Here is a 14,873-nt window from a genome sequence, read left to right on the forward strand (position 1 = left end):
ACTCCTCCAATTCCAACTCCACCGCTTAAATGAACGTCTTTGCCAATTTGAGCGCAAGAGCCAACAGTTGCCCAAGTATCTACCATGGTGCCGCTATCCACATAAGCGCCAATGTTTACGTAGCTTGGCATCAGTATTACTCCTTTTGCTAAATAGCTACCGTAGCGCGCTACAGCATGCGGAACAACACGAACCCCCAAAGAAGCGTAATTTCTTTTCAATTTCATTTTATCATGAAACTCTAATGGCCCCACCTCCATAGTTTCCATTTGTTGTATTGGAAAATATAGAATTACAGCTTTCTTTATCCATTCGTTTACTTTCCAACCAGTATTAGTAGGTTCCGCTACACGCAATGAGCCTTTGTCTAATTGCTCAATTACTTCTCTTATGGTAGTTTGTACTGCTTCATCTTTTAGCAGTTCTCGATTATTCCAGGCTTGTTCTATTGTTTTTTGATGCATGTGATGAATTGTTTAACTAACTACATTCCTTCCAATACTGCAGTAATAATACCCTTGCTCGCGCATTTGATCTATGCCGTATAAATTACGGCCATCGAAAATAGTTTTTGTTTTCAATAGCGAAGTTACTTTTTCAAAGTCTGGTGTGCGGAATAGGCCCCATTCAGTAGCAATAATAAGTGCATCTGCATTTTTAAGAGCATCGTATTGGTCGGTTGCGTAATTAATTTTAGACCCAATTAAATTTTGTACATTTTTCATTGCTTCCGGGTCGTACGCAGAAATAGTAGCTCCTGCGTGTAATAATGCTTCAATTATGTATAATGCCGGTGCTTCGCGAATATCGTCTGTATCAGGCTTAAATGCTAAACCCCACAGTGCAAAATGTTTTCCTTTTAAGTTGTTGTTGAAATAGGCTTTTATTTTTTCGACTAAAACGGTTTTTTGTTTTTCGTTTACGTCCATCACAGCATCCAAAATTTTAAAATCATAACTCACATCTTCTGCCGATTTAGCAAGTGCTTGCACATCTTTTGGAAAGCAGCTTCCTCCATAACCAATACCCGGAAATAAAAACCGTTTTCCAATTCTATCATCAGATCCAATTCCTATACGCACCATATCTACATCTGCACCAACTTTCTCGCATAAATTTGCAATCTCGTTCATGAATGTAATTTTAGTAGCTAAGAACGCATTGGCAGCATATTTGGTAAGTTCTGCTGACTTCTCATCCATAATTATTATTGGATTTCCTTGTCGCACAAAAGGTTTATATAATTCTTCTAGTATTTTTTTTGCTTTGCTGGAGCTAGTGCCAACCACAACTCTGTCGGGCTTCATGAAATCATCCACAGCAAACCCTTCGCGCAAAAATTCGGGATTTGAAACAACATCAAACTCTTGCTTGGTATGTTTAGCAATAGCTTCACGTACTTTGTCTGCGGTACCAACAGGTACTGTGCTTTTATCAATAACAACTTTGTAGTCTGTAATTATTTTACCTAAATCATTTGCTACACCAAGTATATAGCTTAAGTCCGCAGATCCATCTTCGCCTGGAGGAGTAGGTAGAGCTAGAAAAATAATTTTAGAGTTATCAATAGCCTCTTTTAAGTTGGTAGTAAATGTTAATCTTCCGGCTTTTATATTTCTATGGAAAAGTACATCTAAATGCGGTTCGTAAATAGGTACAACACCCTCCTGCATTTTTTTTACTTTCTCAGCATTAATATCAACGCATATTACATTGTTTCCTGTTTCAGCTAAACAGGTTCCTGTAACCAATCCTACATATCCTGTTCCTACAACTGCTATGTTCATACTATTCGATTAATCAATTAGACAATTAGTTAATTAGACAATGATTCTTTTTGCTTGTTTTTAATTGTGCTCACAATTTTACTCAAAACTTTGTCGATTATTTTCAAATCCTCAATTAGTTTAGTGGAGTCAATATTCTTATACGCAGCATTTACTAATTCTAGCCAATACAATGTTTCATCTGTCTCTTTTAGAGCAATTTTTAGTTTATGGATAAAATCAGATTTGCTTTCTGCATTTTGCGATTCTCTTACATTTGCGCCAATAGAGGTTCCGGATTTTAGCAATTGGTTGGCAATAACATATTTTCTATTACTCTCTAATTTTTCAACAATTTGAATAATATCCAACGAAAATTGGAATGTTAATTCAATAATTTTATTGCTTCGTCTATTATCCATTGACTAATTTTCCAATAGACTAATTGACAAATTGCAACACCGTTTCAGTAATATACTTCAACGTTTCTTCGTCCAATTCTGTGTGCATTGGCAACGAAAGTACTGATGCGCAAAGTTTTTCTGTAACAGGAAAATCGCCTTGTTTGTATCGTTCATTTTTATACGCTTTTTGCATGTGCAATGGAATAGGGTAGTAAATCATTGCAGGTATATCTTTTGATGCTAAAAAGTCTTTTAGTTTTGTTCTGTCAACACCGTTTAAAACTAATGTGTATTGGTGAAATACGTGATTAGAGTTTTTTGCCCGTGCCGGAGTGGTTAGTTTTGGATTATTTGCAAATGCTTTATCGTAGTAGTTTGCAGCCTTGTTTCTGGCGGCAGCATAATTATTTAAGTCGCGCAGTTTAATTCTCAATATGGCAGCTTGAATACTGTCTAATCTAGAATTTACACCTATACTATCGTGAACATATTGTACCGATTGTCCGTGATTTGCAATCATTCTTATTTTTTGTGCCAATGCTTCATCATTGGTGTACATAGCTCCACCATCACCGTAACAACCCAAATTTTTTGAAGGGAAGAATGAGGTGCATCCAACAGTTCCAATTGTTCCTGCCTTTTGTTTAGTACCATTTTTAAAACTGTAATCAGCACCAATTGCTTGTGCTACATCTTCAATTACATATAGGTTGTGCTTTTTAGCCAATTCCATCAATGGTTCCATATCGGCACATTGTCCGAATAGATGAACCGGCACAATAGCTTTCGTTTTAGGGGTAATTGCCTTTTCAACAGCTTTTACGTCAATCGTAAATGTGTCTGGATATACATCTACTAATACAGGTGTTAAGCCTAAAAGGGCTATTACTTCGGCAGTTGCAACATAGGTAAAACTAGCAGTGATGACTTCATCTCCCGGTTTTAAATCAAGCGCCATCATGGCTATTTGTAATGCATCTGTTCCATTTGCACATGGAATTACATGTTTGGCATTCAAGAATGCACCCAATTCATCTGCAAATGCTTTTACTTCAGGGCCATTAATAAATGCAGTATTTGTTATTACGTTTTGAATGGCTGAATCCACCTCAGTTTTTATTTTTTCGTACTGAGTTTTCAAGTCTACCATTTGAATTTTCTTTGCAACTTTTTCCATTGTTTAAATTTTGAGTTGCTAAGATAATAAAACTGGTTGAGGAATGAAGAATGTTCTAATTATTATGCTAATAATTAGACTGTTAGTGTAATTGGATGTTTTTGGGTACCCTCTTTTTATCTACGTATTTCCAAATAGCCTTTGTGAATTTCATTGTTGTCTTTTAATGTTAATACGTAATAATAGGTTCCGGAAACAACTTTACCATCACCTAATACAACTGCACTACTATTATTAGTAGTGCCATCCCATTCGTTTTTATAAGAAGATGCTTCAAAAATTAATACCCCCCATCTGTTGTAAATTTCTAATTTGTTGTCTCCAAAGCGGTCGATATTTTTTATAACAAATTTGTCGTTTATACCATCACCATCAGGGCTAAATCCATTTGGAATAGAGAAAATTAATTCAGGTAGGACATTTAAATACACTTTTGCTGTATCACATGCAAGTGTGCAAAATTGGTCGCAAACTACATACGTTAATGAATCATTTCCCGAAAATCCTTCGTTTGGTTTGTAATTAACAACCCCATTTGAAATACTTATAATGCTTCCATTTATAGGGTTTTGCACAATTGTAATGGTTGCATTGGATGTTGTGTCGTTTGCCGAAATATCAATTGATGCAGAGGTGTTAAATTCAACACTAGTTTCATCGTTTTCCGCAATTACCTTTCCTTCGGATTGGTTTGTTATTGCAAATGCTTGGGATACTGCAGTACAACTTGTTGCGTCTGTAACTACTATGGTATAAGAACCTGCTGATAAATTCGAAAATGTTCCATTGTTATTGGTTGCTCCTGCAGGTAGCAGAGAGTAAGAGAATCCGCCTGCACCGCCAGATGCAACAGTATTTATAGATCCATCAAATGTTTGAGGACACGATTCGTTTGTAACAGTTGTATTTGCTGCAAAAGTAATTGCTGTTGGCTGAGTTATTGTAACTACTGCATTGTTGGTAGATGTACAGTTTGCATTATCAGTTACAATTACTGTATAGGTACCGGCTACTATGTTTGTGAAAATACCTGTAGTTGAAGTTTGCCCGGATGGTGCAAGTGAATATAGATAGTTTGGAACACCTCCATTTGCTGATGCATTTATAATACCTGTTGCAGTTCCGAAACAACTAGCATTAGCAGAAATATTGGCTGATACATTTATTGGGTTGGGCTGTGGAATAATAATAGAGCCGAATGCAGTTGCTGAGGATGTACATCCATTTGCATCAGTAACTAAAATAGTGTATGCCCCAGCCGCTACTCCATTAAAAATGCCATTAAAGCTAATGGTGTTTCCGGGAGATAGCGTGTAAATATATCCGGAGGTTCCTCCTGCGGTAGCTACAGTAATTATTCCATTAGCTGCTCCGTTACAAGTTACAGAGGATGTAATGGAAGCTGTTGCAGATAGCGGTGCATTAGGTTGACTTATAATAGCTGTATCCAGCGAGGTACATCCATTTGCATCCGTAGTTAATACTATGTAGCTTCCCGGAGCTAAATTATTTATTTGACTAGAGGTGCTGTTGGTACTCCAGTTGTATGTAAACGGAGCTAGACCACCAATTACGCTTGCAGTAGCGCTTCCATTGGTGCCTCCAAAACAACTTACATTGCTTTGAGCAGAAATAGAAGCAGTTCCTCCGCCCGAAGCACCTAGTAATGTTGATAATTGTAAAGAACATCCATTGTTGTCCGAGAGCGTTAACGTATAAACGCCAGTTGTAAGATTATTTAATGATGAAGTTGTAGCGCTTGTATTCCATAAGTAATTATATGGCATACTTCCACCAGAAAAGTTTGATGTTATTATTCCATTTGTATTTCCGACACAAGAAGAAATGGATGTTTGCAACGTTCCTGTTATTGCGCTGCCGGGCTGTGTAATTGTGATAGTTGATTGGGTAGAGCATCCGCCTGCATCCGTAACAAATACTGTGTATGTATTTGCTGTTAAACCCGTTGCTATTGATGTGTTATTGCCATTGCTCCAAGAATAGGTGTAAGGGTTACTTCCGCCACTAACACTAATGGAGGCCGACCCATTTGTAGATCCAAAGCAGTTTACATTGTTTTGCGAAAGAATCGAAATGCTAGGTGCTCCTGAATTGGAAAGTGTCTGAGTAAATGATGTACTACAATTATTGGCATCTGTAATTTGTAAGCTATACACACTGGATGTTAAGTTACTTATGCTGGATGTTGTAGCGTTATTGCTCCACGAATATGTATATGGAGAAATACCTCCGCTAACAACGCTTGAGATAGAGCCATTGTTATTTAAGCAAGAAGACGAAGTGGTATTTAAGGTAGCAGATAATGCAGCCGGTTGAGTAATGTTTACGGAGAAGCTTTTAGAGCAGCCGTTGTTATCTAGAACAATAACAGAATACAAATTAGCTGATAGATTATTTGTGTTTTGCGTAAGATTATTGTTGCTCCAGGAATAATTGTACGGGCTTGTTCCTCCGGAGGCAGATGCAATAGAGGCTCCGTTATTTCCTCCAAAGCATGACACGTTAGTAGATGTAATTGTTGCCGATATATCAGAAGGTTGGAGTATTGTAACATTTTTTGTTGTGGTACAGTTATTATTGTCTGTAATCAATACGCTGTAGAAGCCTGCCGATACTCCACTTATTGTTTGTTGTGTTGAACTGTTGCTCCACGAATATGTGTATGGATTTGTACCTCCGGAACCCAGCGCAGTTGCTGTTCCGTTTATATCTCCAAAGCAATTTAAAGTGTTAGAGGTGATAGATCCTGATAGTTGGCTCGGTTGAGTTATAGTAACAGATGTTTGAGAAGAACATCCGTTTGCATCTCCAATAGTTAAGGTATATACTCCGGCAGTTAAGTTATTAATAGTGTTTGAAGTAGAGGAGTTGCTCCAATTGTAATTGTAGGGGCTGGTGCCGCCTGTAATAGTTGCAGTTGCTATTCCATTGTTTCCTCCAAAACATAATATGTTTGATTGACTTACAATACTAGCTGTTCCTGCACCAGTATTATTTACTGTTGCAGAGAAGTTTTTTGTACAGTTATTTGCATCTCTTACTGTAACCGTGTACGTGCCTGAAGCCAATGAATTAATGTTTTGGTTAGTTGATGAGTTGTTCCATAAAAAGCTGTATGATGGCACACCTCCTGAAACAGCAGTAGTTATAGATCCATTTGCTGCTGTACAGATTGACGAAACTGCACTCAGTGTGGCGCTAATTGCAGAAGGTTGAGTTATTGTAACACTGGTTTGGGAAGAACATCCGTTTGCATCTCTAATCGTTACGGTATATGTTCCGGCAGTTAGATTGTTATTTGCTTGTGTGAAAACATTATTGCTCCATGTGTAACTAAATGGAAATGTTCCGCCTGTAATACTTGCAACTGCAGAGCCATTGCTGCCCCCGTTGCACGAAACATTCGATGAGCTGCTAATGTTTGCTGTGCCTCCTGTAGAGTTGGTTACTGTTGCGGAAGCTTGTTTGGTACAACCGCCTGCATCTGTAACTACTAATGTATAAGCTCCTCCCGATACATTATTAATATTTTGAGTGTTCGCACTATTGCTCCACGCGAAGGTGTATGGGCTGTTTCCTCCTGTTACTGATGAATTAATACTTCCATTGGATTGCCCACAATACGCTTGCTGTGTGGTTAAGCTAATAGTAATGGCACTAGGTTGTGTTATTGTTATAGATTTGCTGCTAGTACAACCTTTGCTATCTCTGATAGTAACACTGTAAGTATTTGCCGATAAATTATTTACACTACTCCCCACTGTGCTGTTACTCCAGGTATAGGTGAATCCGCCATTACTTCCGCTTGCGGAGATTGTCGCACTTCCATTGGTTTGTCCGTTGCAAATAATATTATTTCCTGTTATTGTTGAACTAATGGCAGTAGGTTCGGTAATAGTATAGTTTTTTGTAATAGTGCAATTATTGGCATCTTTAATAATAACATTATAGTTTCCTGCTGTGACGCCTAATTGATTTGCAGAAGTTGTATATCCAGCACCCCAATTATATTGATAAGTTGGCACACCTCCACTAGTTGAAGCGGAAACTGAACCCGTAGCAGTAGCGTTGCAAGTTGCCCCGGTTGTGCTTAGTGTACTTGTAATTGCAGTTGGCTGTGTAATAGTGTAGGTTCTGTTTGTAGTACAATTGTTAGCATCTCTTATTGTTACTGTATATGTTCCAGGATTTAAATTTGGATTGGAGTTGTTGGTAGTGTACCCTGAACCCCAATTAAAATTATAGTTTGGTGTGCCGCCTGTTCCATTTGCTATTGCACCACCATTGCCTGAACCATTGCATGTAACATTACTCACAGTTATACTTCCTCCTAAAACAGCAGGTTGCGTTACGGTAATTGTATTCGTAACAGTACATCCTCTATTATCTGTTATACTTACAGAATAAACACCACTACACAAAGATGTTCTGGCGCTTGTGGTTGCATTATTATTCCATCTATAGGTGTATGGACTCGTCCCTCCCGAAGGGGTTAATTGTATTGAGCCATTGCACTGTGCGTTACATAAAGGATTTTGTGTGCTTGCATTCGTGTTAAATGCTGCTTGCGGGCATGTTGCACATACTGTATTTGTATAGTAATAACCGGCCATGTGAACCGAATAACAATCACCATTATTGTTAGGGTTTCCTCCAGTATTTAAGCTATATGTTATTGCTGTTTGTCCGGAACTTGCCGTTGTTGAGTTTAAAAAATTATTCCAAAATTCTTTAGGATAAGATTGGTTGGTAGATCCGTACCTGAATGTTACATTGTTGGTTGGTGCATTATTTTGCAAGTCGGAAACAGTCATAAAAGCGGCTGCATTGCTGGTTGCACAAACTGAAAAATTAGATATCGTATGTGAGAATGAGTTTCCTGTTTGTCTTGTAACTAATCCATCATCAATTACTAATGTTCCATTTTGATTGGAGTTTAAATCTCTAAATATAATTATCATAGTAAAGCCATCTAGTCCTTGAAGTTGTGCAGTAGAAGGGTATCCGGTAACATTTAATGTGTAATTACCATTGCTGTTTGAAGAACTTATGGCAGAAGTAACGTCTGCTCTATATGTACAAGTGCCAGTTTCACCAAGATTTTGCCAACATTTTCCGGATGCTAACGAGCCAACTAATGAAGCAGAAAAATTGGTAGATTGACTTTGAGGATTTACCAAGTTTAATGTTAGGTTAGATGGTGGGGCAGAGCTATAAGAGCCACCAAACCAGATATATGCTTTTTCAATAGAATAGCATTTGGTTGGTAGTAAAGAAAATGTTAGTACTGCCGGCAGTCCTGAGCCGTTATGACCTAATGATAATGCTCTGTCGGTTACTAGTTTGTGACGTATTTCAAATCCTAATCCACAGGCCGAGTAGTTATAGGTATTTCCAAGTGTTCCGTTCCCATTTAGTAGTTCAGGAATATTGGTATTTCCCGAAATTCCGTTAACTAAGTCGGGAGAATATTTTTGAGAGAAATAATAATTCGTATGTAGGAAAAATATAAAGAACAAAAACAGTAAATTCTGTTTAGTAGCAGTGTGGTTCATACGCATAAATAGAAATAGGTACATAAAATACCCTTTTTTAGTTAAAAAGTCCATAGTATAAGCTCGAATAATGAATATGCTTGTTGGAAAGCTTAATATCAGTCTTATTGCTGTGTTTCTCGATTTAAAAGTTGTTTAACCTTTTCAGGGAATTATGTTTTCTTTTTCAGGAAAACTTATGCTTTTATTATTGATAAGCCAAAATGTAGTACAGTGCTTTTGTAAAAGCTCTAAATCATGTGATGAAAAAACGATTATTTTTTTTAATTCAACAGCAATTTTCTTTAATAAACGTATGGTTTCTATTTTACTTGTATAATCTAAAAAAGAGGTGGGTTCATCTAGTAGAATAATGGATGTATTTTGTGCCAATGTCATTGCCAATTGAGCTTTTTGATATTCTCCATCACTTAATTCGTTGATTGGCTTTTTTACTAAGTGGCCAATTCCAATGGTTTGTATTGCATTGTCAATAATTTCTTGGTCTTTGTCAGAAAGTTGGTGAAGTAAATTACTATGGGGGTATCTTCCAAACTCAATAAAGGATTGCACTGTTAAATAGCTATTTTCAATACGTTGTGTGTTTACGTAGGATATTATTTTGGCTTTATCGGAAATAGAAAGGATGCTGATTTTTTTTTCTCCAATTAGTACGGAGCCTTTAATTGAAGGTGTTATTCCTGCAATAGTTTTTAAAAGCGTAGTTTTTCCAGTTCCGTTGTTGCCAATGAGTGCTATAAAATCTCCTCCGGAAAGTTGTGTCGAAAAATTTGAGACAACCTCGTTTTTAAATCCTATGGTAAGGTTTTTAATAGTAATTTGTATTGGAGTAGTATCGTTCACTATATTGAAATTCGTTTTACAATAATCCAAATGATGATTGGTGCACCAATGATGGATGCAATAATGTTTACCGGAATTAATAAACTCGAAAATAAATTTTGAGATATAATGTCGCAAAATAAGGCTAGTACACAACCAATGAAAAAGCTAGCGTGCAAAAGAGTCTTGTGATTATATGTTTTAAAAAGCCATCGTGCAATATGCGGAGCAATAAACCCAATAAAGGCAATTGGTCCACAGAGTGCAGTTATAAGTGTAGCTATTATTCCCGCAATGGCAATAATTAAATTTTGTACTTTTTTCGTGTTAGTTCCAATCAGTAAAGCTTTTTCATGTCCTAATAATAAACTGTTAAGGGGTTTTGAAAAAAATAAGGAAGAAAAAAATAGAATTATTATAATTAGTAACATCCATATACTTTGTGAAAGAGAAGTTTGACTAAAGCTCCCCATTCCCCAAATAGCAAAAGATTGAAGTTGTTCCGGTCTGGAGAAAAATTGTAGTAGACTTTCTAAAGCACCTAGCAAGTGCCCTAGTAGCAGTCCAACAATTAGAATGATTACAATGTTTTTTATACGAGAAGAAATAAATGCAATAAGCAGCAGCACCCCAAACGAACCAATTCCGGATAATGCAAAAACGCTTATAGTTTGTAAATATGTATTGGAAAAATAAAACCCCGACATAAATGCAATTGCTGCACCAAGGCTCGCTCCTGAGGTTACGCCAAGTGTATATGGCCCAGCCAGCGGGTTTTTAAATAATGTTTGTAATAATAATCCACTTATTGATAGGCCGGCTCCCGCTGCGATTGCGGTAATTGCTTTTGTTAATCTAAGTTCAAATAAAATAGAGGATATGGTGTTTGATGGAGAAGTAGTATTGAAAAAATCAGCAATTGAAATTTTTACAGGACCTAAAAGTATGTCCGTTATAAACAATAGAATAGTAAGTAAAATAAGAACAAGAAAAAATAAGTTGCTTCGTTTGTCTTGCATTCTTTTGCTATTCAAGCTTTTTGTAATATACTAAATTATGTTGAGGTAGTAATTCAGGATGAAAAATTTTAACAGCGTCTGTAAGCAGCGAGTCTGCATGAATTAGCCCATTTTCCCAAAATGCATTTCCGCCTTTTACATTTACCTTTAAAATATTATTGTATACATTTTTATTTTTAAACGATTCAAAAATGTTGTACTTCTTGTTTAGTTGTAGTAAGTCGTTTAATGATTTTGAATAATGTTGGTTTAGCCAATAATCTGCTTTGTGAGCCTTTTGCATAACCTCTTCTATAGATAGTTTCAGGCTTCCGGTTTCTGCATCATCTTTCCAAATGTAATTGGCTCCTGCATCGTTGGCCAAGTTACTTAAATAACTTTTCCCTCCAGGCATATACCAAACATCGCTTAAGGCAATTTCAAAGAATACGGTTGGTTTTTTTGTTGCTTTTTCTGCAATTGTTTTTACATTCAAGTACCTGTTTTTTATTTGATTAAACTTGTTTTCTGCAGAATCGTATTTATTAGTAAGCAACCCAAATACTTTTAACCACTCAGCTCTACCCAGTGGATGGTTTTCGAGATAATCATATACATATAAAATTGGAATATTGTTTTCCGTTAATTTTTGATAAGGGTTTGCGTTCGATTCATTTCCGTATGTAATTATTAAATCGGGTTTCAGACTTATTATTTTTTCTAGATTCAAATTTCCTGTTTCTCCTACCTCACTTACATCACCCTGTTCTATTTTATTTAAAAGAGATTGATTAAATACATAATTTGAATTGTCAATACCTACAACCGTTTCTAGTGATTGAAGATTATCTAAATACGAAGCGTATAGAGTAGATAAACAGATTATTTTTTTTATTTGTTTCGGAATATAAAAAGTGTCGTTTGACAAATACGATTTTTTAAAATTTCCAATGTGATAGGTAGTTTGCTTATTTAATGTAGATTTTGTCTTAAAAACTATTGTATTTGAGTCGTTTTGTATAATTTGAAAGTAGTTTGCATATTCATTTGAAATGTCTTTTTCTGCTGTTGTTTCAGTGGGTTTGGAGTTTTTAGTAAAGCATGCTGTTGCAAGAAATGAAACAAGTACAAGGATGTTGATATAGTTGTTTTTTGATATATACATGGTTATTAACAATTTATTAAATTATCAACAATTATTTGCAGGTGCGTGTAATTTGATAATTTTGATTTTATACGCTAATATTGCTAATATAAGTATTAACTAAAAATTAAAAGTATGCAAGAAGGATTTGACAACCATGAATCTAATGGGAGAGAAAAAAGGGATGAGATATTCTCAAAGGCTGTTAGAGCAGGGAAAAGAACTTACTTTTTTGATGTAAAGTCAACAAAAAGTAATGATTATTATTTAACCATTACTGAGAGTAAAAAACGTTTTGGCGAAGACGGAAAGTTTTTTTACGAAAAACACAAGGTGTTTTTGTATAAAGAAGATTTTGAAAAATTTACAGATGGCTTAACAGAAGCAATTGACGAGATAAAAAAATTATCTCCTGGTGTAGCTACTAGATCTGAGTCTAATTCAGGCGATACGAAAGTAGAATCATATACCAATGTAGATTTTGATGATTTAGATAAATAGTATTTTGTTATAAAAGAGAGCGGGGCTAGGTTTTTAAAACCTAGCCCCGCTCTCTTTTCGTAGTGTTTAGTATTAAAAGTTTCCTCGTATAGCAAAAAATACATTTCTACCCGCTCCATTAATACCACTTGCAAAGTGGCGGTATTGCGTGTCAAAAATATTGTCGACACCCAATTGAAGGGTGATATATTTATGAGCTTTGTAAGAGGCCCTAATATTTGCAGTAAACCATGCCGGCATTCCGTCTTTTGTTGCGTATTGCGGATTATCTTCACCACCACCATAATCTTTCATTCGTTTCCAACCGTTGTAATTCACAAAAAAATCGGAGCTAAATTTTTTATGAGTATATGTGAGTGATGCGCGCGCCATAAAAGGAGGAATGTGGTCAAGAGGAGAATCCATGCTGTCGGTTTTCACTCGTCCGTATGTATAATTTATCACTATCGAAGCAAAAAGATTATCACTTAATTTAGAGCGCATGTTAGATGAAAAACCATAGATGTATGCAGATCCTTTATTGACAGAAGAGTAAACCTTGCTCTTATTACCATCGTATATAATTGAATCTTGTCCGTTAAATTTTGCTGCATCAACTTTTATTAAATTAGTAAAATGAGTATAGTACACAAAGTTTTCCCACTGTGCTTTTTCGTTGAATATTTTTGTAATGCCTAATTCGTAGTTATAAGTAAGCTCCGGTTTTAATTTAACATTCGGAACAATTACCATTCCAGGTGTCGAGCCAAAAATTTTTGTTCCGTCATCTACATTAGGCACACGAAAGCCTGTCGAAAATGTTAATGAAAGTTTCAAGTCATCAGACGGAACGTGAATGAGCCCAATACTTCCTGAATATGTTGGTGTTTTTTGCTCGATATTCGTATAAGGAAGATGAAACAACAGTGCTGTATCAATTAGCGTAGAGTGTAGCATTGAATATCCTACACGAATCCCATCATTTAAAGTAAGTTGCTCATTGATTTGCCATGTGTGGGATAGATAGACTCCAAAATTATTCATTGTATTCTCTCCATCGGGGTAGCGAGTGTCTAGTTTGCCAATTGTATCAGCTACAATGTCCTTTTTGCTAGCGGTTGATGTAAGGCTATTTAGTTGCATATCCACCCCTAATCGGAAGTTATGAGTGTTAACAATTTTTTGAAAGTCAAGATTAGCTCCAATTACATGTACATTTTCAATTCGGCTATTTCTGAAGTTTTTGCTGCCTCCTGAAAAATTTCTGTTGTGCCGACTTTCCTCAATAGCTTGATAGTTTAAGCCAAAATGTATCGTGTTAAATGAGCCCTCAGGTTTTTTTAGATTCATATCATAGGCAGCCATTAAACGCTTTTGTGGACCATAATACCATTCCGCAGAATTTAATCCAGCACCTTTGGGATCTGTCAAGCGGTCATAACGGGGAACATCTGTTGAATTAGAGTATTGGATATTTAAGCCGTGTGATAGTTTTTCGGTTTGTTGGAATGAAAATTTTTGAACAAAATCATATTGCGAAAAAGCACTTCCTACTTGTAAATAACGATTGCTGTTTTTTACTAAAGAATCTTTACTATTTATTCTTTGTACGTAAAAGGGACGTTCTCCGTAGCTTGTTGTATAAAATGGATTTTGATTTCGTCCCCCCATTAAATCGCCAAACTTAGAGTAGGTAAAGGATGTTAGCGAGCCAAATTTTTTTGTTCCAAAATTAAAATCAATATGATTGGCAATTTCCTTATTAACGCTTCCATAGCGCGACAATAGATTTACTTTTATATTTGTTGTTTTATCATCAGATGCAAGCATAGGCTTTTTGGTGAACATATGTATGACTCCTCCCAAAGCATCGCTTCCATAAATAGTAGAAGAGGGACCATAAAGCACCTCAATCTTATCTAACGAATTATTATCAAGCGTAACAATGTTTTGTAAATGTCCTGCACGATATATTAAGTTATTCATTCTTACTCCATCAACTACAAGCACTACACGACTTGCCTCGAAACCCCTAAGGACAGGGCTTCCTCCGCCTTGTTGACTTTTTTGCAAGAACACATTTCCTGTATTTACCATCAAATCTGCGGTAGATTGTGCTTGTAAATTTGCAATGTCTTTTGAGGTGAGTATTTGCACTTGCTGTGATACCGTTTTTGGGGTTTCCTCTGTTTTGTTTGCGGAAATAATAATCTCATTTAACCCAACTGTTTTGGGTAAAGATGTTGTATCTGCATTGTTTTGTGCTTTTGTAGTGATGTATATAGCAATGAACAAGCAAAAAAATATATAATTTTTCATTTGTATAGATTTTAATTAATTAAAGAACCTTGGTTAAGGCAGCATATAAGCTTCCTTATCAGTATTAGGGTGTTTGTATACCGAGGTGCGAACTATTTAAACACTGTCAGTAACTAATAATATGCAATGAAAGTGAAAATAATTCAACACAAGTGTAATTACTGCCGAAGGTTTGTAAAACGAGAAT

The 14,873-nt window shown here is 36.0% G+C and carries 10 protein-coding genes; 1 reads left to right on the forward strand and 9 read right to left on the reverse strand.

Annotated elements, in window-relative coordinates; all coding sequences use genetic code 11:
* From J0M08_11820 to J0M08_11855, 8 genes are all read right to left on the reverse strand, one after another.
* On the reverse strand, positions 1-464 hold a 464-nt coding region (locus tag J0M08_11820), incomplete at its 3' end, for a 2,3,4,5-tetrahydropyridine-2,6-dicarboxylate N-succinyltransferase (GenBank protein MBN8703744.1).
* 12 nt (positions 465-476) lie between these two features.
* Positions 477-1,787, reverse strand: a complete 1,311-nt coding sequence (locus tag J0M08_11825) for a UDP-glucose/GDP-mannose dehydrogenase family protein (protein MBN8703745.1) — start codon at positions 1,785-1,787, stop codon at positions 477-479.
* 29 nt (positions 1,788-1,816) lie between these two features.
* Complete coding sequence (locus J0M08_11830; protein MBN8703746.1) at positions 1,817-2,188, reverse strand: four helix bundle protein; 372 nt, start codon at positions 2,186-2,188, stop codon at positions 1,817-1,819.
* Between the two features lie 19 nt (positions 2,189-2,207).
* Positions 2,208-3,320 (reverse strand): DegT/DnrJ/EryC1/StrS family aminotransferase, encoded by a 1,113-nt coding sequence (locus J0M08_11835; protein MBN8703747.1) that lies wholly within the window; start codon positions 3,318-3,320, stop codon positions 2,208-2,210.
* A 143-nt stretch (positions 3,321-3,463) separates the two neighbouring features.
* Complete coding sequence (locus J0M08_11840) at positions 3,464-8,947, reverse strand: gliding motility-associated C-terminal domain-containing protein (protein MBN8703748.1); 5,484 nt, start codon at positions 8,945-8,947, stop codon at positions 3,464-3,466.
* 120 nt (positions 8,948-9,067) lie between these two features.
* The gene (locus J0M08_11845) at positions 9,068-9,766 is read right to left on the reverse strand and encodes an ABC transporter ATP-binding protein (protein MBN8703749.1); all 699 of its coding nucleotides are present in this window, start codon (positions 9,764-9,766) and stop codon (positions 9,068-9,070) included.
* Complete coding sequence (locus tag J0M08_11850) at positions 9,766-10,764, reverse strand: iron ABC transporter permease (protein MBN8703750.1); 999 nt, start codon at positions 10,762-10,764, stop codon at positions 9,766-9,768. The genes J0M08_11845 and J0M08_11850 overlap by 1 nt, the downstream gene beginning before the upstream one ends.
* Positions 10,765-10,771: 7 nt before the next feature.
* Positions 10,772-11,908, reverse strand: coding sequence for an ABC transporter substrate-binding protein (locus J0M08_11855; protein MBN8703751.1), 1,137 nt, complete (start codon positions 11,906-11,908; stop codon positions 10,772-10,774).
* A 114-nt stretch (positions 11,909-12,022) separates the two neighbouring features.
* On the opposite strand from J0M08_11855, the gene J0M08_11860 reads away from it, so the two are divergent.
* Positions 12,023-12,388, forward strand: coding sequence for a PUR family DNA/RNA-binding protein (locus tag J0M08_11860; protein ID MBN8703752.1), 366 nt, complete (start codon positions 12,023-12,025; stop codon positions 12,386-12,388).
* A gap of 72 nt (positions 12,389-12,460) precedes the next feature.
* Here J0M08_11860 and J0M08_11865 read toward each other — a convergent pair whose 3' ends face one another.
* Positions 12,461-14,686 (reverse strand): TonB-dependent receptor, encoded by a 2,226-nt coding sequence (locus J0M08_11865; protein MBN8703753.1) that lies wholly within the window; start codon positions 14,684-14,686, stop codon positions 12,461-12,463.
* Positions 14,687-14,873: the final 187 nt, after the last annotated feature.

Source organism: Bacteroidota bacterium, assembly GCA_017303975.1.
Taxonomy (GTDB): domain Bacteria; phylum Bacteroidota; class Bacteroidia; order JAFLBG01; family JAFLBG01; genus JAFLBG01.